General features: G+C 65.1%; 20 protein-coding genes, 1 tRNA gene and 2 riboswitches. Of the genes, 14 read left to right on the top strand and 7 right to left on the bottom strand.

Annotated elements, in window-relative coordinates:
- Positions 1-18: 18 nt before the first annotated feature.
- The 5 genes from QCE48_RS15135 to QCE48_RS15115 all read right to left on the bottom strand — a co-directional run bounded on the left by QCE48_RS15135 (position 19) and on the right by QCE48_RS15115 (position 7,310).
- Positions 19-1,134 (bottom strand): alginate lyase family protein, encoded by a 1,116-nt coding sequence (locus tag QCE48_RS15135; RefSeq protein WP_404983052.1) that lies wholly within the window; start codon positions 1,132-1,134, stop codon positions 19-21.
- A gap of 105 nt (positions 1,135-1,239) precedes the next feature.
- Positions 1,240-4,179: an aminomethyl-transferring glycine dehydrogenase gene (gcvP, locus tag QCE48_RS15130; protein ID WP_309786894.1), complete on the bottom strand. Its 2,940-nt coding sequence runs from the start codon at positions 4,177-4,179 to the stop codon at positions 1,240-1,242.
- 66 nt (positions 4,180-4,245) lie between these two features.
- On the bottom strand, positions 4,246-4,626 hold the full coding sequence (gene gcvH / locus QCE48_RS15125) for a glycine cleavage system protein GcvH (RefSeq protein WP_116560807.1): 381 nt from the start codon (positions 4,624-4,626) through the stop codon (positions 4,246-4,248).
- A gap of 69 nt (positions 4,627-4,695) precedes the next feature.
- The gene (gene gcvT / locus QCE48_RS15120; RefSeq protein WP_309786895.1) at positions 4,696-5,817 is read right to left on the bottom strand and encodes a glycine cleavage system aminomethyltransferase GcvT; all 1,122 of its coding nucleotides are present in this window, start codon (positions 5,815-5,817) and stop codon (positions 4,696-4,698) included.
- Positions 5,818-5,946: 129 nt separating this feature from the next.
- Positions 5,947-6,073, bottom strand: a riboswitch (glycine riboswitch).
- 23 nt (positions 6,074-6,096) lie between these two features.
- A riboswitch (glycine riboswitch) is annotated at positions 6,097-6,196 on the bottom strand.
- A 70-nt stretch (positions 6,197-6,266) separates the two neighbouring features.
- The gene (locus tag QCE48_RS15115) at positions 6,267-7,310 is read right to left on the bottom strand and encodes an oxidoreductase (protein ID WP_309786897.1); all 1,044 of its coding nucleotides are present in this window, start codon (positions 7,308-7,310) and stop codon (positions 6,267-6,269) included.
- Between the two features lie 226 nt (positions 7,311-7,536).
- On the opposite strand from QCE48_RS15115, the gene QCE48_RS15110 reads away from it, so the two are divergent.
- The gene (locus tag QCE48_RS15110; RefSeq protein WP_309786898.1) at positions 7,537-9,627 is read left to right on the top strand and encodes a UvrD-helicase domain-containing protein; all 2,091 of its coding nucleotides are present in this window, start codon (positions 7,537-7,539) and stop codon (positions 9,625-9,627) included.
- A 76-nt stretch (positions 9,628-9,703) separates the two neighbouring features.
- Here the strand turns inward: QCE48_RS15110 and QCE48_RS15105 are convergent, their stop codons facing one another.
- The gene (locus tag QCE48_RS15105; RefSeq protein WP_309786899.1) at positions 9,704-10,612 is read right to left on the bottom strand and encodes a c-type cytochrome; all 909 of its coding nucleotides are present in this window, start codon (positions 10,610-10,612) and stop codon (positions 9,704-9,706) included.
- A 294-nt stretch (positions 10,613-10,906) separates the two neighbouring features.
- Here QCE48_RS15105 and QCE48_RS15100 point away from each other — a divergent pair.
- The 12 genes from QCE48_RS15100 to QCE48_RS15045 all read left to right on the top strand — a co-directional run bounded on the left by QCE48_RS15100 (position 10,907) and on the right by QCE48_RS15045 (position 21,113).
- Positions 10,907-10,982, top strand: a tRNA-Arg gene (locus QCE48_RS15100).
- Positions 10,983-11,206: 224 nt separating this feature from the next.
- Positions 11,207-11,869 (top strand): acetyltransferase, encoded by a 663-nt coding sequence (locus QCE48_RS15095; protein WP_309786900.1) that lies wholly within the window; start codon positions 11,207-11,209, stop codon positions 11,867-11,869.
- Positions 11,870-11,883: 14 nt separating this feature from the next.
- On the top strand, positions 11,884-12,123 hold the full coding sequence (locus tag QCE48_RS15090; protein WP_116561273.1) for an acyl carrier protein: 240 nt from the start codon (positions 11,884-11,886) through the stop codon (positions 12,121-12,123).
- Entirely contained in the window at positions 12,120-13,574 is a 1,455-nt protein-coding gene (locus tag QCE48_RS15085; protein WP_309786901.1) for an AMP-binding protein, read from the top strand. Before QCE48_RS15090 ends, QCE48_RS15085 begins: the two co-directional genes overlap by 4 nt.
- Entirely contained in the window at positions 13,553-14,653 is a 1,101-nt protein-coding gene (locus tag QCE48_RS15080; protein ID WP_309786902.1) for an acyl-protein synthetase, read from the top strand. The genes QCE48_RS15085 and QCE48_RS15080 overlap by 22 nt, the downstream gene beginning before the upstream one ends.
- A 13-nt stretch (positions 14,654-14,666) precedes the next feature.
- Complete coding sequence (locus QCE48_RS15075) at positions 14,667-15,866, top strand: acyl-CoA reductase (RefSeq protein ID WP_309786903.1); 1,200 nt, start codon at positions 14,667-14,669, stop codon at positions 15,864-15,866.
- Between the two features lie 25 nt (positions 15,867-15,891).
- On the top strand, positions 15,892-16,383 hold the full coding sequence (fabZ, locus tag QCE48_RS15070; protein WP_309786904.1) for a 3-hydroxyacyl-ACP dehydratase FabZ: 492 nt from the start codon (positions 15,892-15,894) through the stop codon (positions 16,381-16,383).
- Between the two features lie 2 nt (positions 16,384-16,385).
- Positions 16,386-18,056 carry a GMC family oxidoreductase gene (locus QCE48_RS15065; RefSeq protein WP_309786905.1) on the top strand — a complete coding sequence of 557 codons (1,671 nt, stop codon included), beginning with the start codon at positions 16,386-16,388 and terminating at the stop codon, positions 18,054-18,056.
- Positions 18,053-18,466 carry a hypothetical protein gene (locus QCE48_RS15060; RefSeq protein WP_309786906.1) on the top strand — a complete coding sequence of 138 codons (414 nt, stop codon included), beginning with the start codon at positions 18,053-18,055 and terminating at the stop codon, positions 18,464-18,466. The genes QCE48_RS15065 and QCE48_RS15060 overlap by 4 nt, the downstream gene beginning before the upstream one ends.
- 4 nt (positions 18,467-18,470) lie before the next feature.
- Positions 18,471-19,238, top strand: a complete 768-nt coding sequence (locus QCE48_RS15055; protein WP_309786907.1) for a glucose 1-dehydrogenase — start codon at positions 18,471-18,473, stop codon at positions 19,236-19,238.
- Between the two features lie 12 nt (positions 19,239-19,250).
- Entirely contained in the window at positions 19,251-20,120 is an 870-nt protein-coding gene (locus QCE48_RS15050; protein WP_309786908.1) for a transketolase, read from the top strand.
- A gap of 12 nt (positions 20,121-20,132) precedes the next feature.
- Entirely contained in the window at positions 20,133-21,113 is a 981-nt protein-coding gene (locus QCE48_RS15045; protein WP_309786909.1) for a transketolase C-terminal domain-containing protein, read from the top strand.
- A gap of 165 nt (positions 21,114-21,278) precedes the next feature.
- Here QCE48_RS15045 and QCE48_RS15040 read toward each other — a convergent pair whose 3' ends face one another.
- Complete coding sequence (locus tag QCE48_RS15040; RefSeq protein ID WP_309786910.1) at positions 21,279-22,433, bottom strand: DegT/DnrJ/EryC1/StrS family aminotransferase; 1,155 nt, start codon at positions 22,431-22,433, stop codon at positions 21,279-21,281.
- Between the two features lie 200 nt (positions 22,434-22,633).
- Between QCE48_RS15040 and QCE48_RS15035 the strand changes: the two genes are divergently transcribed.
- On the top strand, positions 22,634-24,973 hold the full coding sequence (locus QCE48_RS15035) for a glycosyltransferase family 4 protein (protein ID WP_309786911.1): 2,340 nt from the start codon (positions 22,634-22,636) through the stop codon (positions 24,971-24,973).
- Positions 24,974-25,203: the final 230 nt, after the last annotated feature.

Raw genomic sequence — 25,203 nt, 5'->3', positions numbered from 1 at the left:
TGGTTGATTCCGGAGTGATTAGCGCGCCGGCAGCGGCAGACAGACCGCGAGCCAGGCGGGCGGCGTCGCGGCGAGCCGCAGCGCCACCGGTGCATAGCGGCCGTCGAGACGCGCCGCGAGATGAAACAGTTCCGCCGCATTCTTCGGGTCCCACTGGCCCGAATAGCCCGGCAGACCCGCTTCGCGCCGTTTGGCGTCGAACGGCACGGACGAATGAACGAACTCTTCGTGCGTCTTCGTGCCGAGCGCATACGGCGTGAGCCAGTTGAGCGCGGCGGCGAGCGTCGCGCCGGAAGGCGCGCGGTCCGCGATCCAGTTGCGGTTATGACGCCGCGCCGCGAGCGCCGCCGTCACGAGCGGCTGAAGATCGTAGGTGACATAGCGCAGCGCGTCGCGCTCGGCGAAATCGACGGTCGAGCCGTCCGGCGCAATGTTGTCGCCGATATGCTCGACGAAAAGACGCTGCGCCGCGTTGATCATCTTGCGATCGTCGATGGTGAACGCGCCCATCGAGATCAGCTTCACGCGATGACTCTGCCAGTTGTTGCGATACGTGCCTTCGAGCGGCCGTTTCTGCTTGTCGATGTCCTCGACATAACCCGTCACCATCTTGGAGATGAACGCGTTCGCCGCATTGCGCGTCTTGACCGGCAGCGCGCTCGCAGTCAAATCATAGGCGAGGATCAGCGACTCGAAGTTCGTTTCGTCGATCGGATTGAAGCTCGGCTGGTAAGTCGTGACCCACGCGAGCAGGAAGCGCTCGACGAGCCGCAGATAGCGCTCGTCGCCGGTCGCGCGCCAGGCGAGCGCGGCGTCGCGCATGAGGCCGAGGTCCTTCTCCGCTTCGACGCTCTCGTCGTAGATGCCCTCGTGCGGCAGCGTGCCTTCGGTGTGCAGCTTCGCGCGCGCCTTCGGCTGGTCGTTGACGTGCGACTGCACCATCTTCACCAGCGCCCGCACGCCGGGATCGGCATTGGTGCGCTCGCTCGACTGCATCGCGGGCGCGGCGCAGAAATTCATCGCGGCGTGCGCGCCCTGCGTCGCGACCGCGGCCGTCAGCGCAATCGCGGCGAGCGCTGTCTGCATGTGCCATCGACGGCCCGCCTCGTTCCCCACTCGCACCTTCAGCGCCATGCGAACTCCCTTGATTGGCTTTGGTTCGGGGTGAGATGTTAGCCGGGATTGGGCGGCTGAAGCAAAAACCGCCCGAAGCTTCCGGGCGGTCTGGCGATGTCCACGTCAGTCGTCGTATTCCGACACCGGCACGCACGAGCACATCAGGTTGCGGTCGCCATAGGCGTTATCCGCGCGGCCGACCGGCGGCCAGTACTTGCGCGCGACGAGCGACTTCAGCGGATACGCCGCCTGCTCGCGCGTGTACGTGTGCGTCCAGTCGTCGGCGGTCACGACGGCCGCCGTGTGCGGCGCGTGCTTCAGCGGATTGTCCTCGCGATCGGCGCGCTCTTCCTCCACCGCGCGAATCTCCTCGCGAATCCGGATCATCGCGTCGATGAAGCGGTCGAGTTCTTCCTTCGACTCCGATTCCGTCGGTTCGACCATCAGCGTGCCCGGCACCGGGAAGCTCATCGTCGGCGCGTGGAAGCCGAAATCGATCAGGCGCTTGGCGACGTCTTCCACCGAAATGCCGCTCGATTCCTTGATCGGCCGCACGTCGAGAATGCATTCGTGCGCAACCAGTCCGCCCGGTCCGCTGTAAAGCACCGGATAGTGCGGCGCGAGACGATTCGCCACGTAGTTCGCCGCGAGAATCGCGCTTTCGGTCGCGGCGGTGAGGCCCTTCGCGCCCATCATCGCGATATACATCCACGAGATCGGCAGGATTGCGGCCGAGCCGTAAGGCGCCGACGACACCGCGCCGATACCGCTTTCGTCGCGCTGATAGCCGGTCGAGTGCTGGTTCGGCAGGAACTTCGCAAGATGCGCGCCGACCGCGACGGGGCCGACGCCCGGTCCGCCGCCGCCGTGCGGAATGCAGAAGGTCTTGTGCAGGTTCAGGTGCGACACGTCGCCGCCGAACTGGCCGGGTGCGGTCAGGCCGACCATCGCGTTCATGTTGGCGCCGTCGACGTACACCTGGCCGCCGTGCGCGTGCACGATCTCGCAGATTTCGCGGACGTTGCGCTCGAACACGCCGTGCGTCGACGGATACGTAATCATGATCGCCGCGAGATTCGCCGAATGCTTCTCGGCTTTCGCCTTGAGGTCGTCGATATCGACGTTGCCGTTCGCATCGCACGCGACCACGACAACCTGCATGCCCGCCATCTGCGCGGACGCCGGATTGGTGCCGTGCGCGGAAGCCGGAATCAGGCAGACATTGCGATGCCCTTCGCCGCGCGACTCGTGGTACGCATGGATGATGAGCAGCCCCGCGTACTCGCCTTGCGAGCCGGCGTTCGGCTGCAGCGACACGGCCGCATAACCCGTGCACGCGACGAGCATCTGTTCGAGCTGATCGATCATCGTGCGATAGCCGACGGTCTGCTCGGCCGGCGCGAACGGATGGATCTGCGCGAATTCGGGCCACGTGACCGGCAGCATTTCCGAGGTCGCGTTGAGCTTCATCGTGCACGAGCCGAGCGGGATCATCGTGCGGTCGAGCGCGAGGTCCTTGTCGGCGAGACTGCGCAGATAGCGCAGCATTTCGTGCTCGGAATGGTGACGGTTGAAGACCGGGTGCGTGAGGAATTCGCTCGTGCGATGCAGATGGGCGGGCAGCGATTCCTTGAGCGCGCCATCGAGCGCGTCGATGTCGAAGGTTTCCGTCTTGCCCGCGACTTCCGCGAAGAGCGCGAAGAGCTTCGTCAGGTCGTCGCGGGTGGTGGTTTCGTCGAGCGACACGCCCACATGCTGCGCATCCACATGACGCAGGTTGATGTGCGCGGCGGAAGCAGCCTGATGCAGCGCCGTGGTGTTCGCGCCGCTCTGGATGGTCACCGTGTCGAAGAACGTTTCGTTTGCGAGCGCGTAGCCGAGCTTCTGGACGCCCGCCGCGAAGATCGACGCGACGCGGTTCACGCGCAGCGCGATCGTCTTCAGACCGTGCGGGCCGTGATAGACCGCGTACATGCTCGCCATGATCGCGAGCAACGCCTGCGCGGTACACACATTCGACGTCGCCTTCTCGCGGCGGATGTGCTGTTCGCGCGTTTGCAGTGCGAGACGCAGCGCGTGCTTGCCCTGCGCGTCGACGGTCACGCCCACCAGCCGCCCCGGCATCTGGCGTTTGAATTCGTCGCGCACGGCCATGTACGCCGCGTGCGGACCGCCGAAGCCGACCGGCACGCCGAACCGCTGCGTATTGCCGACCGCGACATCCGCGCCCCATTCGCCCGGCGGCGTCAGCAGCGTGAGCGCGAGCAGATCGGCGGCGGCGACCACGTAACCGCCCGCCGCGTGAATCGCTTCGGTGAGCGCGCGGTAGTCGCGCACGTCACCGTTCGCGCCCGGGTATTGCAGCAGCACGCCGAACGCATTCGCCGAAGCAGCGTCCTCGGCCGGCCCGACCTTCACGTCCACGCCGATCGGCTTCGCGCGTGTCCGCACGACTTCGATCGTCTGCGGCAATACGTCGTCGGCGACGTAAAACACGTTCGACTTCGGCTTGCCGACGCGTTGCAAAAGCGTCATCGCTTCGGCGGCGGCGGTGGCTTCGTCGAGCAGCGACGCGTTCGAGATCGCGAGGCCGGTCAAATCGATCACCATCTGCTGGAAGTTCAGGAGCGCCTCCAGGCGCCCTTGCGAAATCTCCGGCTGATACGGCGTGTACGCCGTGTACCAGGCCGGATTTTCCAGCACGTTGCGCAGGATCACAGCCGGCGTGTGCGTGCCGTAATAGCCCTGACCGATGTACGTCCGGAACACCAGATTCTGATCCGCGAGCTTCCTGAGCGACGCGAGCGCTTCAGCCTCGCTCTTCGGCTGCGCGAAGGGACCCAACGCGGCGCCGAGCGGCAAGGTTTCCTGACGGCGGATCGACTCCGGGATCACCGCGTCGATGAACGCCGCGCGCGAGGCGAAGCCGAGCGCGTCGAGCATCGCGCGCTGGTCGGCGGAATCGGGACCGATGTGCCGCTCGGCGAATGCATCGTGGCATTCGAGCGCGGCGAGGGACAGGGATGAGCGGTTCATCAGGCGATCCGGAGTGTCGAGCTTCATGTGAATTCCTGCGGGTGCGGTTTCCGGCGGCTTGCGTCCGCGAAAACCGCACCGTCGATTAAGAGATTATTCGCCGATCGACTGGCCGTAGCCGGCGGCGTCGAGCAGCTTGTCGAGGCTTGCGTCAGCGGCCGGCTTGATCTTGAAGAGCCAGCTTTCATACGGCGCGCCGTTGATCTGGTCGGGGCCGCTCGTCAGCGCGTCGTTGGCCGCGACGATTTCGCCCGAGACCGGCGCGTAGATGTCGGACGCCGCCTTCACCGATTCGATGACCGCGATCGCGTCGCCCGCCGTCACGGTCTTGCCCGCCGCCGGCAGTTCGACGAACACGATGTCGCCGAGCGCTTCCTGCGCGTGATCGGTGATGCCGATGGCGAGCGTGCCGTCAGCTTCGGTGCGGACCCATTCGTGCGATTCGGTGTATTTCAGTTCGGCCGGGATGCTCATTGGATGCTCCTGTGCGTGGTTCTTGAGAGTAGGGTTCGGACATGCGCTGCGCCGTGCGGCGCGGCCTCGTCAGAGGCTCGCGAGCACCTTGCCGTTGCGCACGAAGGGCAGTTTTACCACGCTAGCGGGAAGTTGCTTGTCGCGGATCACGACCTGCACGACGTCGCCCGGATTCACGCTCGCCGGCACCCGGGCGAACGCGATCGATTCCTGCATCGACGGGGAAAACGTGCCGCTCGTGATCTCGCCCTCGCCCGCCGGCGTGACGACTTTCTGGTGAGCACGAAGCACGCCACCGGCGCGGCCGTTTTCCTTGTGCAGAATCAGTCCGACGAAATTCGACTTCTGGCCGTCCGCTTCGAGCGCCGTGCGCCCGATGAAATCGCGCGACGATTTCATGTCGACGGTCCACGCGAGGCCCGCGTCGAGCGGCGAGACGTTTTCGTCCATGTCCTGGCCGTAGAGGTTCATGCCGGCTTCGAGCCGCAGCGTGTCGCGTGCGCCGAGGCCTGCGGGCTTCACGCCCTGCGCCTTCAGTGCGTCCCAAAGCGCTTCGACGTGCGCGTCCAGCACGAGGATCTCGAAGCCGTCCTCGCCGGTGTAGCCGGTGCGGGCGAGCATCAGTTCGCCGAAGGGCGTCGAGGGGAACGTCACGGCGTTGAACGGCTTGATCGATTCGGTCGCGGCGCGCGTCTCCGGCACCACTTGCCAGACTTTTTCGCGCGCGTTCGGACCCTGCACGGCGACGATCGCCAGATCGCGGCGCGGCGTGATCGTCAGGCCGAATTCGCCTTCGGCGTTCAGCTGGCCGAACCACGCAATGTCCTTCTCGGCGGTGCTCGCGTTCACGACGACGCGAAAATGGTCTTCGGCGAAAAAGTAGACGATCAGGTCGTCGATCACGCCGCCTTTGCTGTTGAGCAGGCAGGAGTAGAGCGCCTTTCCGGGCGTGGTGAGCTTGTCGACGTTATTGGCGATCGCGAGCTTGAAGAAGTCGCGCACCGGGCCGCCGGTGAAATCGACGACGCGCATGTGCGACACGTCGAACATGCCGGCGTCGGTGCGCACGGCCTTGTGTTCGTCGATCTGCGAGCCGTAGTTGACGGGCATGTCCCAGCCGCCGAAGTCGACCATGCGCGCGTTGAGCGCGAGGTGAGCGGCGTGGAGGGGCGTGTGTTGAAGTTCGGTCATCGGGGCCTCGGGTCGCAAAAACAAAAAAGGCCATGCTTCGACTTCACCGGCGGTTTCGGCTTTTCAGGCTGCGTCTTTGCGTGATCGCAAATGCAGCATGCAAAGCCCAAACCGCGTGGCGGATCGAAGCATGACCCCTCTGTCCTCGGTACCTGAGAGATTGCGCGGACCCGGTATGCGGCCCATCGCGCGCCCCTTCGGTGGGCACCAGCCGATTGTTTCCATCCCGGCCGTGCCGCTCTCCAGAGTGCGAAGAAACGGTTCTGAACGAACGATTTCCTCGACGCGGCCGGTCCTTTTGCCTGAGAGTTTGCGGGTGTGCCCCTTCGGCGGCGCGGCGCGCAAAACCTGCGGCCACGCGCTCTCCCGACGCGTGCGGCGAATTTACGCGACCGTATTAGGCTTGTCAAACAGATTAGGAAACCGCCGAGTGGCACGCCGCCCGGGCTTCACAGCCGCCTGAATGCCACGCGCCGCCCTTCGGCGTCGCTTTCCATCGCGAGTTCGATGATCGTCATCACGTCGACCGCGTCCTGCGCCGAAACCGGGAACGGCTTCTTGTCCTGGATCGACGCTGCCAGCGCGCGATAGTAGTCGGCGTAGGCGCCGTCGCGCGTGGCGAATTCCTGGCGCAGATCGTGATCGCCGTCGACTTCGCGCAGGAGGCCGGGCGGATTTTTTGCGAATTCGGCGTCGCCCGGACGCAGGCCCGCTTTCAGCTGATCTTCCTGCGTGTCGAGCCCGTTCTTCACATAACTGCCGCGCGTTCCGTGGACGGAAAACCGCGGCGGTTCGAGCGCCGCGAGCGCGGTAGCGTGCAGGACGACTTCCTTGTCGCCGTAGCCGAGCAGCAGATGCACGTAATCTGGCGCGTGCGCGTGGTCGCGGTGCTGCCGGACCGTCGCGAAAACGGTCTGCGGCGCGCCGAACAGCGTGAGCGCCTGATCGATCAGATGCGGCCCGAGATCGAACAGCAGACCGCCTCCGCGCGACGTTTCCTCGCGCCATCGCTGCGGCACTTTCGGGCGGAAACGGTCGAAATGCGATTCGAAATGCGTCACGCGTCCGAGCCGCCCGCTTTCGATCAGCGCGCGCAACGTGATGAAATCGCCGTCCCAGCGCCGGTTGTGAAAGGGCGCGAACAGCAGGCCGCGCGCGGCCGCGAGATCGGCGAGCGTGCGTGCGGCGGCGGCGGACAGCGTCACTGGCTTGTCGACGACCACGTGCTTGCCCGCTTCCAGCGCCCGGCGCGCGAGGTCGAAGTGCGTGTCGTTGGGCGTCGCGATCACGATGCATTCGATTTCGTCGATGGCGACGAGCGCGTCGAAATCAGCGACGATCGCCGCCTTCGGATAATCGGCCTGCGCGCGCTCGGACTGGCTCGTCGCGATCGCGGCGACGCTCGCGCGCCCGCAGTGCTCGATGACGGGCGCGTGGAACGTCGCGCCGGCCAGGCCGTAGCCCATCACGCCGACTTTCAGTAGGGAACTCATGCGGGCATCCTCGTGCGTGGGTGTCGCGATATTGTGGCACGCCATGCCATGCCGGACGGCATATTTGACCGGTCGATGGCGGCGCACAGGGCCAGATCGAAGACGTCGATCGCCGTGTTAACATCGCGTCTCTCGAAATTGCGTGCGTCTCGACGGCGCCCGGTTTCGCTGTCCATCCGGCGGTGTCGAGAGCCTTCCGCCCAACGCCTCTCAAAGTCCACACACGATGTCCGCAGGTCTGAACGCCGCGCAAAGCGAAGCGGTGCGTTATCTCGATGGTCCCTGTCTCGTGCTCGCCGGCGCCGGCAGCGGCAAGACGCGCGTGATCACGCAAAAGATCGCCCATTTGATCGAGCGTCGCGGTTTCGAGCCGAAGCATATCGCCGCGCTCACCTTCACGAACAAGGCCGCGCTCGAAATGCGCGAGCGCACGGCGAAGCTGCTCGAAGGCAAGACGCTCACGACGCCCGGCAAGGAAGGCCGCAAGGTGCCCGTCAACCAGTTGACGATCTGCACCTTTCACTCGCTCGGCGTGCAGATCATGCGTCAGGAAGCGGCGCACGTCGGACTGAAGCCGCAGTTTTCGATCATGGACGCCGACGACTGCTTCGGCATGGTGCAGGAGCAACTCGGCACGACCGACAAGGGCCTGATCCGCAAGATCCAGTCGATCATCTCGCTCTGGAAGAACGCGATGGTGTCGCCGGATCAAGCCTCCGTGCTGGCCGCGAACGAGGACGAGCATCAGGCGGCGATCGTCTACCGCAGCTACGCGGCGACGCTGCACGCGTACCAGGCGCTCGATTTCGACGATCTGATCCTGCGTCCCGCGCAGCTTTTCGCGGAAAACGAGCAGGTGCGCGACAAGTGGCAGAACCGCCTGCGCTATCTGCTGATCGACGAATATCAGGACACGAACACCTGCCAGTATGAATTGCTGAAGCTCCTGGCCGGCCCGCGCGCGGCATTCACGGCCGTCGGCGACGACGATCAGGCGATCTACGGCTGGCGCGGCGCGACGCTCGAAAACCTCGCGCAACTGGGCAAGGATTTCCCGAAGCTGCATGTGGTCAAGCTGGAGCAGAACTATCGCTCGACGGTGCGCATTCTCACGGCGGCGAACAACGTCATCGCGAACAATCCGAAGCTCTTCGAGAAGAAGCTCTGGTCCGAGCACGGCATGGGCGACACGATCACCGTCACCGGCTGCAACGACGAAGAGCACGAGGCGGAATCGGTCGTGTTTCGCCTGTCGGCGCACAAGTTCGAGCGGCGCGCGGCGTTTCGCGACTACGCCATTTTGTATCGCGGCAATTTTCAGGCGCGCATCTTCGAACAGGTGTTGCGCCGCGAGCGGATTCCCTACGTGCTCTCGGGCGGACAGTCGTTCTTCGACAAGGCCGAGATCAAGGACATCATCGCGTACCTGCGTCTGATCGCGAATCCCGACGACGATCCCGCGTTCATCCGCGCGATCACGACGCCGCGGCGCGGGGTCGGCAACACGACGCTCGAAGCGCTCGGGTCGTTTGCGGGCGCGGCGAAGGTGTCGCTGTTCGAGGCGGTGTTCATGGGCGGCATCGAGGCGCGGCTTTCCGCGCGGCAGGTCGAGCCGCTGCGCACGTTCTGCGAATGGATGCAGCGCCTCGCCGACCGCGCCGCCCGCGATCCGGCGACGACCGTCCTCGACGACATGATGGAAGCGATCCACTACGAGGCGTATCTGTACGATGCGCACGACGAGCGGCAGGCGCAGTCGAAGTGGCAGAACGTGCTGGAGTTCTGCGAGTGGCTCAAGCGAAAGGGTACGAAGCCGGAGCCGTCGGGCGACGCGGAGCAGACGAGCTACGACAACGCCGACGGTTTCGGTGACGAAGGCAAGAACCTGCTCGGCCTGATCCAGACGGTCGCGCTGATGTCGATGCTCGAAGGCAAGGACGAAGACCCCGACGCGGTGCGGCTCTCGACGGTGCACGCGTCGAAAGGGCTCGAATATCCGCACGTGTTCTTGGTGGGCGTCGAGGAAGGGATCATGCCGCATCGTGGCGGCGCCGGCTCGGACGACGGTCCGGTCGACGAGGGGCGTATCGAGGAAGAGCGGCGGCTGATGTACGTCGCGATCACGCGGGCGCAGCGCAGTCTGCATCTGAACTGGTGCAAGAAGAGAAAGCGCGCCCGGGAGACGGTGGTGTGCGAGCCGTCGCGGTTCATCCCCGAAATGCTGCTCGACGACGCGCCGCCGCCGACCGAAGACGAAGCGCCGATGACGCCGAAGGACCGCATGGCGATGCTCAAGGCGATGTTGCAGAAGTCCTGACGCCGGCCTTAAAGCACAAAACCCTGCCGGTCTAAGCTGACCGCGCAGGGTTTTTTGTGGGTGCGCGGCGCGCCGTCTACTTCGCCGCGCTCACCATATAGTCGACGGCGGCTTTCACATCGGCATCCGACGCGTTCGATCCGCCCTTCGGCGGCATCGCGCCCTTGCCGTGCAGCGCGTAGTTGTAGACGGTGTCCATCGGTTCCTTCAGGCGCTCGGCCCACGCCGCCTTGTCGCCGAATTTGGGCGCGTTCAGCACGCCAGCCGCATGGCACGCCTGACAGACCTGCGTGTAAAGCGCCTTGCCGGCCTGCGATGCATCCGCGCTTTGCGCGCCCGCCGCCGGCGCGGGAGCGGCCTGCGGCACCGAAGCCAGCGCGGCGACCGCCGCCGCAGCCTGCGAATTCTCCTGCGCACCCGATGCCGCCGCAGCGGGCGCGGCACCGCTCGCGGGCGCTGCTGCAGCCGCGGCCGCGCCCGATGCCGGTTGAGCCGGCTCCTCGAGCTTGCCGCCGCTGTTGTTCCCCATGTAGACGACCGCGCGTCCGATCTCGAAGTCACTGTAGTCGTCGGGGCTCGTGCCGCCGCGTGCGGGCATCGCGCCCTTGCCGTTCAGGGCGTTGTGCAGGAGCGTGTCGTAACCCTCGGCGATGCGGGGCGCCCAGTTGCCGGCATCGCCGAACTTCGGCGCGCCTGCGGTTCCGGCTGCGTGACACGTCGAACAGACGGCCTTGTAGACCTGTTCGCCCGTCTTGAAGACGCGCGGCGCGTTGGCGTCGCGGATGTCGACTTGCGCGACCGGCGCGATGCGCGAGGCGACGGAGGCATCGGAGAACAGGTCGGTGCCCGCGCCGGTGCGCGTCGTGTTGTTCACGTACACGGCGAGCAGAATGATGATGACGATGGGGACGGCGAACCCGGCGATGACCGCTGCGATAAGCTGGCCGGGTGTTTTGATCGGGGCTCCGTGGGGTGCTTCACTCATGCTTGTCTCGTCTCCCGTTTTTAGTGTGAGTCCGTTCAGCGACAGCGTGACAGCAACGGCAACTTCCGTACAGCACGGACGATTATAGACGGAACGCTTAACTGGCGGCGCGCGCCGCCGGATGGCGCTGGCGGGCGTTTACCCGCATCGCGCGAAGGCGCCGCGACGGGCCGCGAACTGCTGCTGAAGCCCGCCGGATGGACGGATCGGCGGAAAACGGGTATCCTCTCGGACTCGCATCGGCGCTGCTTTCAGGCTTCTTTACGCTGAATCGTCCAGCGCCTTCGCTCCGAAGCGCCCGTAGCTCAATGGATAGAGTACTGCCCTCCGAAGGCAGGGGTTGCTGGTTCGATCCCAGCCGGGCGCACCAAAAGGCACCAAGATTCTCGCGCGCGCGACCTTTAATCCACGCGTCGCCGACGAGGCCATCGCCCCCACGCAACACTCCCCGCCGGTAAAAGCCGAATAAGCACCTTTTTCGGCACCTCTTCAGTCCTTCGAATTTCCGACGCCACGGCGATACTCTCGTCACGGAACAATCGCGCGCACAGCGGCAAATCGCGGACTGCGCGCCACGCATGGCAAACAACTCACGTGACACGCAAACTCTTCATCTACGGCGCAGGCGGCTTCGGCAAAGAGGTCATGGACGTCGCCCGCCGCCAGAACGCGGTCACCGGACGGTGGTCGGAGATCGCGTTCGTCGACGACATCTGGGAGACGCCCACGAGGCATGGCGCCCCAGTGCTGCGCTTCGACGACGAATCCCTGCGCGCGCAATTCGACTCCGCCGAGTTCGTGATCGCGGTCGGCGAACCGGCGGGCCGCGAAGCCCTGGCGAACAAGCTCCGCGACGCGGGTGCGCATTCGGGCATCGTCGTGGACCTGAGCACGATCGTCGCGGACAGCGCGCGACTCGGCGAAGGCGTCGTCATCACGCCGTTCTGCTCGATTTCAAGCGACGCGCGACTCGGCGCACACACGAGCATCAACACGACGTCCATCGTCGGACACGACGTCGAGATCGGCGACTATTCGGTCGTCTCCTCGATGGTCAATCTCGGCGGCTCGTGCGTGGTCGGCCAGGCAAGCTACATCGGCATGGGCGCACTCGTGAAGGAAGGCGTGCGCATCGGCTCCAACTCGATCATCGGCATGGGATCCGTCGTCTACGGCGACATTCCCGACAACGTGATCGCTCTCGGCAATCCCGCGCGCGTTGCGCGCCCCAACACCGACCGCAAGGTCTTCAAGTGAAACCGGTAACGAACATGACGAACAGGGAAACTTACGACAAGGTATTCATGGACTGCTTCTCGGTCCCTCACGACGCGCTCAACGCGGAGTTCGTCTACCAGTGCGTGCCCGATTGGGATTCGGTCGGCCACATGGGCATGATCGCGGCCCTCGAGGACGCGTTCGACATCATGATGGAAACCGAAGACATCATCGAGTTCGGTTCGTACACGATCGGCATCGAAAAGCTGAAGAAGTACGGCGTCGAGGTATGAACGTGTCCCTGGTCAGCCGGCAATATCCGCAACGCACCGCCTTGATTGCCGAGGATGGTCGCGTGCTCACCTACGAGGCTCTGCAAGCTGCCATCGGACAGTGGGCAGCGGATCTGCCTGCGCACCAGCTCGTTTTCATCGTCGGCGACAACGATCTGCCGACTGTGCTGTGCTATCTCGCCGCGCTCGAACGCGGCGCCGTGCCCTTGCTGCTCGGCCGTTCGATTCATGCAAGCGCGCTCGGCGCACTGTATGACGCTTACCGTCCGGCGCAGGTATTCATTGCGCGCGACGCCGCGTGGGCGCCTCCAGGCGCGGCCCTCGTGCGCGAGATGGACGGTTACGGCCTGTACGGCACGCAGGCGGCGGCCGAAGGCATGAGCCCCGCGCTGCATCCCGACCTCGCACTGCTGCTTGCCACCTCGGGTTCAACCGGCTCGCCCAAACTCGTGCGGCTCACCGCAACGAATCTGATCGCGAACGCGACGTCGATCGTCGAGTATCTCGAACTGACGCCCGACGAGCGCGCGATTACGTCGCTGCCGCTCAACTATTCATACGGCCTCTCGGTCCTCAACAGTCATCTGCGCGCAGGCGCGTCGGTCGTACTGACCCATCGCTCGCTGATGGACGCCGCGTTCTGGCGCACGCTCAACGCACATGGCGCGACGAGCCTCGCCGGGGTGCCGTACAGCTACGACATGCTGTTGCGCCTGCGGCTCGCGCGTATCGACATGCCGTCGGTGCGCACGCTGACTCAGGCCGGCGGACGCATGCGTCCGGAGAAGCTGCGCGACGTCGCGCAAATCTGCGAGACGCGCGGCATCCGTTTCTTTCCGATGTACGGCCAGACGGAAGCCACGGCGCGCATCGCGTACCTCGCGCCCGCCGAGGCGGCGATCAAGCCCGCCAGCATCGGCCGCGCGATTCCGGGCGGCCGCCTCTGGCTCGAACGCGACGACGGCAGCCTGATCGAAACGGCCGGCGAGACGGGCGAGCTCGTTTATGCGGGCGCGAACGTGTCGATGGGCTATGCCGAATGCGCCGCCGATCTCGCTTTGCCTGACGTCAATCAGGGAACGCTGCGCACAGGCGACCTGGCGCGCTTCGACGCGGACGGCGCGTTCTTCATCGAAGGGCGGCTGCACCGCTTTCTGAAGGTGTTCGGCATTCGCCTCTCGCTGGATGCCGTCGAGCAGCTCGCGTCCGAACTCGGCGTGGAATGCGCCGCGAACGGCACGGACGAGCGCCTCGTGATTCACGCCGTGGCGCCAGCCGCGCATGCCCTGTCCGAGGCCGCGACTTCCGCCGCGTGGGCGCAGTCGCTGCGTGCCGACCTGGCGCAGCGTATCGGCGTGCACGCGTCGGCAATCGTCGTCAATCCGCTCGCGGCGCTGCCGCGCCTGCCGGCCGGAAAGGTAGATTACGCATGTTTGACAAGTCTGTCCTGAGCGACGTCCTGCAGTGGCCCGTCTACGGCCTGCGTCAGTCGGACAAGGACGCGATGCTGGGTGCCGAATTGCGCCGCCTCACCGCGCTGCATTATGAAGCGTGCCCGCCGTATCGCGCGATCCTCGACAAGCTCGCTGCCGTGCGGACCGCGCAGACCGAGCCCGCTTGCGACGCGCTCGACGCCCTGCCGTTTCTGCCCGTGCGTCTCTTCAAGCACGAGCCACTGTTGAGCGTGCCGCACGAAGCGGTCGTGAAGACGATGACGTCTTCCGGCACGAGCGGACAGAACGTATCGCAGATCTTTCTCGACCGGCACACGTCGATGCTGCAGGTGAAGGTGCTCTCGCGCATCGTCGGCGATCTGATCGGTCCGAAGCGCCTGCCGATGCTCGTGATCGACTGCCGCGCCACCGTCGCGAACCGCTACCGTTTTTCCGCGCGCACCGCCGGCATTCAGGGCTTTTCGATGTTCGGCCGCGACGTCGAATTCGCGCTCGACGACGACATGTCGCTGAACCTCGAACGCGTGCGCGCATGGCTCGACAAGCACGCCGGCGAAGACATCCTCGTCTTCGGCTTCACGTTCGTCGTCTGGATGCATTTCGTGCGCGCGCTCGAAGACGCGGGCGAGACCCTTCCGCTCGAACGCGGCGTGCTGGTGCACGGCGGCGGCTGGAAGCAATTGCAGTCGCAGGCCGTGGATAGCGCCGAGTTCCGCCGCCGGGTCGGCGCGATCACGAACATGGCGCGCGTACACAGCTACTACGGCATGGTCGAGCAGACCGGATCGATCTTCGTCGAATGCGAGCATGGTCATCTGCACGCGTCGGCATGGTCCGATATTCGGGTCCGCGACCCGCTCGACTTTCGCCCGCTGCAACGCGGCGAGCGTGGCCTGATCCAGCTCGTGTCGGCGCTGCCGCACAGCTATCCAGGCCATTCGCTCCTGAGCGAGGACGAAGGCCAGATCGTCGGTATCGACGACTGTCCGTGCGGACGCAAAGGCACGTACTTTGCGGTCCATGGACGCATTCAGCACGCCGAGACACGAGGTTGCAGTGATACCTATTCCCGCTGACATCCGAAGCCGCATGACGGTACTCGCCGGCGACGCGCAGTCCGTCTCGTGCGCCCCGACGCCGGTCTTCGATGCGCCCCGCATGGACTTCCTCGCGGATCTCTCGCGCGCGCTGCTGACGCATCCGCGCGCCCGCACGCTGGCCGATGTCGTCAGCTTCGCTTACTGGTGCCGCCGCGCGAATCTGGCGCAACTCGCCGCGACCCGCCGCAACGCCGATCGCGGTTTCGACGGCGCGGTGCGCCTCGGCCTCGGACTTTCGTTCCATGTCTGCCCGTCGAACGTGCCGGTGAATTTCGCCTTCTCGCTGGCGTTTGGTCTGCTCGCGGGGAACACTTGTGTGTTGCGCCTGCCGTCGAAAGAGACGGAAACCGCGCAGCTGCTCATCGAGACGATCTCGGCGTGCCTTGCGCGAGAACGGCATGCGCCGCTCGCCAGCGCCATGCTGCTCGTGCGCTACGATCACGACGACGCGATCACCGGGTTCTGGATGGCGCAGGCGGATGCCCGCATCGTCTGGGGCGGCGACGCGACGGTCGCGCACATGCGCAGCCTGCCGGGCCGCCCGCGCTCGCGCGAAGTCGCGTTCTCGGACCGCTATTCGCTTTGCGCGATCGACCCGCGCGCCGTGCTCGAACTCGATCATGGCGGCCTGCTGGACCTGTGCGCGCGACTCTACAACGACCTGTACCTGATGGATCAGGCGGCGTGCTCGTCACCGCAACTGATCGCGTGGATCGGCGCGGCCGACGACGCCGCCGCGGCGCAGGCACGTCTTTGGCCCGCGCTCGCCGGGCACGCCCGCGCGCGCTATGCGATGCGCCCCGTGCAGGTGATGGACAAGTTCGTCGACGCGTGCCGGCACGCGCTCGGCAACCCGCGCGTCGCTTCCGTGGCGTGCCACGACAACGTGCTGTATCGCGTTGCGCTCACCGGACTCGCCGCCGATCAGGATACCTGTCGCGGCTACTTCGGTACGATCCACGAGGTGACGCTCGATACCCTCGACCCACTCGCGCCGATCGTCAACGAGCGCTATCAGACGCTCACCTATTTCGGCATGGAGCCGGCGCAACTGCGCGAATTCGTCACGGCTCAACGGCTGCGCGGCGTGGATCGCGTCGTTCCAGTCGGCCGCGCGCTCGACATGAACATCGTCTGGGATGGCTACGACCTCGTCGCCAGCCTGTCGCGCGTCATCGACGTGCGTTAAGCCCGCATCAATCTTCGAGGAACAGATGGACACCGCTCACGACACCCCGCCGCACGGCTTCAGCCTGAACTGCATGGAATTGCAGGCGTATCAGCCGAACCGTTATCCCTACCTGATGATCGATCACGTCGATGAAGTCGTGCCCGGCAAATCCGCGCGCGGCTACAAGAACCTGACGATGAACGAGTGGTACTTCCCCGTGCACTTTCCCAACGGCCCGAACATGCCCGGCGCGCTGCAACTCGAAGCGCTCGCGCAGATGCTGACCGTCGCCATCACGACGCTGCCAGGCCTCAAGGGCAAGGTGACGCACGCGCTGCAACACACGGTGCGCTATCGAAAGGAAGTGCTGCCGGGCAAGAAGTTCGAGATCGAAACGGAAGTGCTGTCGTGGCGGCGCGGCATCTGCAAGGGACGCGGCGTCGCGCGCGTGGACGGAGAGATCGCCTGCGAGGCGGACATGCTGATCGCGATTCCCGAGATCCTCGAACAGTTCACCCCGAAGAAGCCGGCCTGACCATGAGCGACTTCGCGGACATCGTGATCATCGGCTCGGGTGCGAGCGGCGCAGCCGCAGCCTGGCGGCTGTCGCGCGAACGCCGGCTGCGCATCGTCTGTCTCGAGCAAGGCGGACCGACGCGGCCGGCCGAATACCCGTCGACCCGCACGGACTGGGAACTCGCGCGCGCGGGCGCGTACAGTTCGAATCCCGCGACACGCAACAATGCAGCCGACTATCCGATCGACGACTCCGCGTCGCCGATCGCCATCGCCAACTACAACGGCTTCGGCGGCAGCACGATCCTGTATTCGGCGCATTTTCCACGCTTTCATCCGTCCGACTTCCGCACGCGCAGTCTCGACGGCGTCGGGGACGACTGGCCGCTCGACTACGCCGCGTTGCAGCCGTTCTTCACCGAAAACGAACGCATGATGGGCGTAGCGGGACTCGTCGGCGACCCGGCCAATCCCGAGTATGAGACGCTGCTGCCGCCCGTGCCGCTCGGGGGCGCCGGCCGCGCGATGGGTGCGGCATTCAACCAGCTCGGCTGGCACTGGTGGCCTTCGTATGCGGCGATCAATACGCATCGTCATGGCAGCCGCGCGGCGTGTATCAACCTGGGCCCGTGCAACACCGGCTGCGCACAGGGTGCGAAGGCAAGTGTCGATGTCACGTACTGGCCCGCCGCGCTCGCGCAGGGCGTCGAGGTGCGGATGCATTGTCGCGTGCGCGAAATTACGCTCGATGCGCGCGGACTCGCGAACGGCGTCGAATATCTCGACGCGCAGAACCGCGAACAACGCATCGATGCACGCGTGGTCGTGCTCGCGGCAAGCGGAATCGGCACGCCGCGCCTTCTGCTGAATTCGAAGTCGAGCGCGTTTCCGGACGGACTCTTGAACGACAACGGCCTGGTCGGACGCAATCTCATGCTGCATCCGCTTGCCTACACCGAAGGCGTGTTCGAGGAAGACCTGCGCTCGAGTGTCGGCCCGCACGGCGCGTGCATTCTGAGCCAGCAGTTCTATGAAACGTCCCGCGAGCGCGACTTCACGCGGGGCTACACCATGCAGGTGCTGCGCGGCGCGCCGCCAGCGGAATCCGCGGTGTCCGGACACTTCATGCGGCAGGTGCCGCTCGGTCCAGGCCATCACGCCCGCTTTGCAAAGCTCTACAACCACACCGTGGGCATCGCCGCGATCGCCGAGGATCTGCCGGACGCCGACAACCGTATCGAGCTCGACTACGACCATCTCGACTCGAGCGGCATGCCAGGCGTGAAGGTGCATTACCGGCTCGGCGAGAACACGAAGCGCATGCTGACGCACGCCATCGACATGAGCAAGCAGGTGTTCGCCGCGGCGGGCGCGAAGGTGATTTCATCGTTCGCACCGGTACGCCATACCGGCTGGCATTTGATGGGCACCGCGCGAATGGGCGACGACCCGGCGACCTCGGTCGTGAACCGCTATGGTCAGGCCCATGCGGTGAAGAATCTGTTCATCGTCGACAGCAGCGTGTTCGTCACGTCTGGCGGCGTCAACCCGGTTGCGACCGCGCAGGCGATCACGCTCATGGCGACCGACTGGCTGGCGCGCCATCTCGATTCGCTCGCCGATGCGCCGTCGCGTTCGCCTGCGAAGGCGGCGTCTTGCCAGTCCCAACCCGTTTCACTTGTCACGCCATGATCGATCTCGTACTCGACACCATGCTGCCCGGCGATGCAGCACTCGGTCTGCCGCCGGCTTCCCGGCTGGACTTCGAGGGCTATCTGCTTCGTCATCGCGCAACGGCGCAGTCCGACGCTTTCCTCGACGTGCTTGCCCGAGTCGCGGTAGAGCGCAACGGCGCGCCGTTCGAGGCGCTCGACGCGACCGCGCGCCTGGCCGCGATCAACGCCTGCAAACTCGCCGACGTGCGCGCCTTCTCGGCGTTCGTCACGCATGCGCTGCGCGCCTATTACACGGATCGCGCGGTACTCGCCTCTATCGGTGCGGGCGCGGCGCCGCCGTTTCCCGACGGCAATCCACTCGGCGACGACGACTGGACGCTGCTCGAACCCGTTTATGAGCGCGGGCCTATCTGGCGCGAGATCTGAACCGATGAACCATCAGGACCAAGGCATGTTGCTCAAGGACAAGATAGCAGTGGTGACGGGCGCCAACCGCGGCATCGGCGACGCGATCGTGCGCACGTTTGCCGCACAAGGCGCGCGCGTCATCGCGTGCGTGCGCGATCCGCAGGCGCCCGCGCATGCCGCCTGGCTCGCATCGCTCGCCGACGCGGGCCACAGCGAGGTGCAAACCGTGCCGCTCGAACTCGCCGACGAAGCGTCGGTAAAAGCGGCCGTGAAGGCGATCATGGCGCTCACGTCACGCGTGGACATACTCGTGAACAACGCCGGCACCGCGAGCGGCGGGCTGATGCAGATGACGACCATGGCGGAGTTGAGGCGCGTTTTCGATGTCAACTTCTTCGGTCAGATACTGCTGACACAGGGCCTTTCGCGTCTGATGGCGCGTCACAAGTCCGGCTCGATCATCAACCTGGCCTCGACCGCCGCGTTCGTTCCCGATGCCGGGACGCTCGCCTACGGCACGAGCAAGGCGGCGTTCGCGCGCGCAACCGAAAGCATGGCGACCGAACTCGGCGCGTCGGGCATTCGCGTCAATGCAATCGCACCCGGCCCGACGCGCACCGACATGTACGAACAGATGACGCCGGCCGCGCGCGAGCGGCTCGTCGAGTCGTCGGCGCTCAAGCGGGCGGGCGAGCCGCAGGATGTCGCCAATGTCGCGCTGTTCCTCGCCTCGGAGCTGTCCGCGTTCGTGAGCGGGCAGATTCTGCGGGTGGACGGCGGCATCGTCTGAACAGGAAATCACATGAACCACTATTCCGAAATCGAAAACATGGCGCGCACGATGCGCCGCAAGATGCTCGACATCAGTCACCAATGCAATCTCAGTACGCATCTGGGCGGCGGCCTGTCGATGGTCGAGATCATGGCGACGCTCTATGCGCGCGTGCTGCGTTACGACACGAGCGATCCGCGCTCGCCCGAACGCGACCGTTTCATTCTCAGCAAGGGACATGGCGTGCTTGGCTACTTCCCGGCGTTGCTCGCCGCAGGTCTGATCGACGAGGCCACGTTCGCGACGTTCCAGACCAACGGCAGCGACCTCATTGCTCACCCGGTGATGAACCTCGATCTCGGGATCGAATCGTCGAACGGCAGCCTCGGGCAGGGCTTGTCGATGGCGGTCGGCATCGCGCTCGCCGCGAAGAAGCGCCATAAGTCGTTCGGGACGTTCGTGCTGCTCGGCGATGGCGAATGCAACGAGGGCTCGGTGTGGGAAGCGTCGATGTCGGCGGCGCAGCTCGGCCTCGACAACCTCACTGCGGTGGTCGACTACAACCGCCTGCAGAGCGACGGCGACGCGCGCCAGATCATCGATTTCGGCGATCTCGCCGCACGCTGGCGCTGCTTCGGCTGGGACGTCGCCGAAGTCGACGGTCACGACATCGCGCAGCTCGTCGCCGCGTTCGAGGCGCCGCGCCTCGCGGGCAAGCCGCGCGTGCTGGTCGCCAATACCGTGAAGGGCAAGGGCATCTCGTTCATGGAGCACAACAACGAGTGGCATCACAATCGCCTCACGCGAGCAAGCTATGAGCTGGCGCTCGCCGAGCTCGAAGCGCGGGAAGCACAGCAATCGCAAACGACGTGCACGCCTGACGTCGGCGTGACAGCGTAAGGGAGCAGCATCATGCTGGAAATCAATGCAAGTAACGCGCGGCAGTGGTCGCGCCTCGGGTCGCGCGGGACGTTCGGTCAAGCCGTTCTCGCACTCGGCGAACGTTATCCGGATCTGATGGTGATGTCGGCGGATCTCGGCACGTCTTCCGGGCTCGATCGCTTCAAGAAGGCCTTTCCGGACCGCTTTCTGAATGTCGGCATTGCGGAGCAGAATCTGGTCGGCATGGCCGCCGGCCTTGCCAAGGAAGGCTACAACGTCTTCGCGACCTCCTTCGCACCGTTTATCTCGATGCGCGCCGCCGAACAGATCCGCATGAATCTCGGCTACATGGAGATGAACGTGAAGGCGGTGGCGATCGGCAGCGGTGTGTCGATGGGCTTTCTGGGCAATTCGCACTACGGCATCGAAGACGCGGCCGTGATGCGCGCGATTCCCAACATGACGGTCGTGTGTCCCGCCGATTGCGCGGAGATCGTCAAGACGGTGGAAGCCGCCGCGCAATTCAAAGGGCCGATGTACATCCGCCTGACGGGCGCGGTGAACAATCCGCCCGTCTACACGGAAGACTACGCGTTTCAGATCGGCCGGGCCATCACCCTGCGTGAAGGCGCGGACGTGACGATCATCGCGAACGGGTCGATGGTGCACGAGTCGCTCGGGGCGGCGAAACTGCTCGAAGAACAGGGCATCGCGGCGGGCGTGGTCAACATGCATACGATCAAGCCGCTCGATACGGCCGCCGTGGACGCGGCCTGCGCGCGGTCCGGGCTGATCGTGACCGTCGAAGAGCATTCCATCGTCGGGGGTCTGGGTAGCGCGGTTGCCGAATACAAGACGGCGTTGCGCCGCGCGCCGCCGCAACTCATCATCGGTCTGCCCGACCGCTTCGACAAGGCAGGCGACTATCGCTATCTGCTCGAAAAGCACGGGCTCGTTGCGCAGCAGATCGCGCAACGGATCCGCACGTTCATGGACGGCGCCGACGACTGAGCAGGCTGTCGCTGTCGCGCTGTCCGGTGAACGGAGGCGCGGCAGCTTGCGCAGACGCAGACTCGCGCGAAAGCGCAAAAAAACGCGGACCGCTCGGAGTGGTCCGCGTTTGCGTTTAAGGCAAGGTTGCTGGGGTAGGCCTGCGTATTCGAGGCCGCGTGGCGCTTACCCCGCGTTCGCCTCGATGATCGAGACAATGCGTGCCTGCTGTTCCTCGGTGAGCGTCGGGAAGATCGGCAGGCACATCACCTTGCTGGCGGCATCGGCCGCGACGGGCAAGTTCGCGCGCGGCGCCGATGGCAGACCGCGGTACATCGGGAAATCGGAGATCAGCGGGAAGAAATAGCGGCGCACCATGATGTCCTGCGCGCGGAACGCCTCGAACAGTTCGTCGCGCGAAAGCGGATAGTCGTCCTCGACGAGGATCGGAAAATACGAGTTGTTCGATTCCTGATCGACACAAACGGGCAGCAGACGGATGCCGCGCACGCGCTCGAGTCGAGCGGCGTAGCGCTGCGCGACAGCGCGCCGCCGCGCGAGCGCATCGTCGATATGCTGGAGTTGCAGCATGCCGAACGCCGAATTGATCTCGCTCATCTTGCCGTTGATGCCGGGCGCCACGACCGTGGTTTCATCGACGAAGCCGAAGTTCTTCAGCCGGTCGATGCGCAGCTTGGTCTTCGCATCCGGGCTGATGATCGCGCCGCCTTCGAACGTGTTGAAGACCTTCGTCGCATGAAAGCTCAGCACGGAGAGGTCGCCCGCACGCAGAATGCTGCCTGCTTCGGTGCGTACACCGAACGCGTGCGCGGCGTCGTAGATGACCTTCAGGTTGTACATGTCGGCGATGCGCTGGATCGCGTCGACATCGCACGGGTGCCCATAGCAGTGCACGGGCAGGATCGCCGTCGTGTCCTTCGTGATAGCCGCTTCGATTTTCGCGGGATCGAGATTCAGCGTGACGGGATCGACATCCACGAAAACAGGCTTGATGCCGTTCCACATCAGCGAGTGGGCGGTCGCGACGAACGAATAGGGCGTCGTGATCACTTCGCCGGTGATGCGCAGCGCCTGCAGCGCCGTGACGAGCGCGAGCGTGCCGTTGCTGAAGAGCGACAGGTGCGGCACATCGAGGTACTCGCAGAGCGCATGTTCAAGCCGTTGATGGAACGGGCCGCCGTTCGTCAGCACCTTGCTTTCCCAGACCTGCTCCAGATAGGGCAGAAACTCCTCCAGCGGCGGCAGATGCGGCTGAGTCACGAAGATGCGCTCATGCTGCTGCAGGGCAAGGACGGCTTCGTGGGGCAGGCTGGCATTCATGATGGCGCTCGTCAATTCGTTGTCTCGTGGTCTTGCGTCAGTTGCGCGCTGGCGTCCATGCTGGCCGGCGCCTCGAATGCCGACACGGTCAGACGAGTTGGCAAATTATGCGGCGGGAGACAGGTCGTTAAAGCATCGAAGTGATGCCCAAACATCCACCTGTTTGCGCGAATGGACCGGCATGTTTCAAAGGAAACTTCATGCTCGGGCACGCCGGGTCGATACAGGTCGGCCAGAGCGCCATCAAGCCGCCGACTCGGGCGAGTGTCAGCACAAAGAACGCAGGGTTCCGCCACATGAACATCGCCAGCATTCCCCCTTCGCGCAAGGGTCATCCGTACTACATCATGGCCCCGGACTATCGGGAAACGTCGGCGGGTATCGTCGTCATGCACACGCTTTGCGATGTGCTCAATCGCGACGGCTATGAGGCGTACATTGCCGGCACGACCGTGGTGAACCCGCAGTTCGACACCCCGCTGCTCACGCTCGAAGTGCAGACGTTGCACCGTGCGCAGGGGCGCACGCCGATTGCGGTCTATCCGGAAGTCGTGTCCGGCAACCCGCTGAATGCCGAAGTGTGCGTGCGCTACATTCTCAACCGCATCGGGTACATCAGCGGAAAGCCGCTCAACGAGGGCAAGGACGACCTGTTCTTCTATTACTCGGAGAACTTTCTCGGCGACGCGAAGAAGAGCGACGTCGATTTTCTCTTTCTCCCGGTGCTCGATACGGAACTGTTCAAACCCGACCCGGCGCGCACAAAGGACAAGACCTACGTCTTCCAGTACCGCTATCCGCTGGACAAGATCGACTTCTCGCTTTTTCCGGCCGGGACCGAGTTGCTGTCGATGGCGAATCCGGTGTCGCTGCCCGAACTGGCAAAAAAACTTCAACGGGGACGCGTGCTGTACTCGTATGAGCTGTCGTCCGTCTGTCCTGAAGCGATGATGTGCGGCTGCCCGGTCATTTTCCTGCCCGATGGCGGTCTGACGGAGGTGCCCGACCAGTTCGCATTCGGCGCCAACGGCTCGGCGATGTCCACCGAGAAGAACGGCTTCGCACGGGCACTCGCCACCGTGGACACGGTTTATCCGACCGTGCTCGCCATGAGCAAGGTGTTCCGGGCGCAGCTTCCCGTGTTCCTGGAGAAGACGCAGCACGCGGCGCGCAAAACGAGCCTGCACCGCGGTTCGTCCGACACGGCATCGTCGCAGGCAGAGGTGGCGCAGCCGCCCAAGCCGATCATCGCCGTACTGACGACGGAGCCCGTCACGCACCGTGCGGTCAGCGCGCGCCTCGCGCGGCCGTTCGAGCTGCTCGCGGATCACTGGCAACTGAGCTGGCCGGTGCAGGACAACGCAGGCACCCTCGGCCCCTTCAACATGCTTCTGATGCAGCGCCGTTTCCCGATGGTGGTTCCGCCGCAACAGCTGGAGCAGTTGTTCTCGACGGGCAAGCCGGTCGTCTACGAGACGGACGAGCCTATGCACGATCTTCCCGCCGACCACCCGTTGCACTTCATGAGCCGGCAGACCGCGCCGAAGACCGAGTACGTCATGCGCCGCGCGCATGCGCTCGTGGTGTCGACGCCCGCACTCGCGGATGCGCTGCGGCCTTACAACGCCAACGTCCATGTGCTGCCGACGAGCGTCGACTTCGAGCGCTTCTACAGTCCGGTGCGCATGCATGGCGGCAAGGTGCGCATCGGCTTGATGGGCTCGGCGATGAAACCGTGCAACTTTGCGTTGATCGAACCGGCGCTGAACGCGATTCGCGCGCGCTTCGCAGGCGACGTGCAGTTCGTGTTCGTCGGCGCGCTGCCGCCCGATGCGTGGATGGGCCACGAAGACGTCACCATGACGGGCACGTCCGGATCCTATGCCGCGCATGCCGCCGCGTTGCGGCAGCTCGAACTCGACCTCGCGCTCATGCCGCTCGCGGCATCGGCATCGGTGGATGGCGGGCTGCGCACGGAGTGGCTGGAATACTCGGCAGCGGGCGTAGCGACGGTCGGCAGCGATCATCCGGCCTACAACGAACTGGTGACGAACGGCTGCTCGGGCTTGCGTGTGCCGTCGGAATCGACCGATGACTGGATCGACGCGGTCGCGCGCCTCATCGACAATCCCGCACAGCGACGCGGCCTCGCCCGCACCGCACAGGCCATCGTGTACAAGAGCGGATCGACGCAGTCGCAACTGTCGCGCTATCACGAGGTCTATCTGCGCTGCCTGGGGCTAAATCCCGGCAAGGGGTCCGTCCCCGCCCCGGAACGGATTCCGGCCGTGCTGATCCTCGATCCGCAGGGTGACGCGCAGAAGGTTCAGCACAGCCTGAGGCTGCACGCGGATGGCCCGCACAAGGACCATATGACCGTCGTGCTGACCACACAGCAAGGCGCTCTGCCCGAATGGGGCGACGATCTCCGCTATCTGCAGGCGACGGCGAATGAGTTCCCCGGGGCGATGGAGAAGATCTGCGGGCACGACGAATTCGACTGGCAGGTGGTGACCGAAGCAGGCGTCGCGCTGCTTTGATTGCCCCGGACGGGACCGCAGCGCGATCGCACGTTCCCGTTTTGTCTTGTTGCGAACTCAGGTGGCGGCGATCCAGATCGTCCCTCACCCGAACCCCATCTGCGCCAACCCTCTGCGATACGTCACCGACATCCGGTGGCGCTCCTGATGCAACCCCGCATCGAGCGCGAGCGTCAGCGCTCTCGGCCGTGGCGACGCCACGTAGCCCGCCCATTCGACCCGGCGCCATC

The organism is Caballeronia sp. LZ024 (assembly GCF_031451455.1).
GTDB classification, from domain to species: Bacteria; Pseudomonadota; Gammaproteobacteria; order Burkholderiales; family Burkholderiaceae; genus Caballeronia; species Caballeronia telluris.
This window is presented reverse-complemented; position numbering and strand designations above follow the sequence as displayed.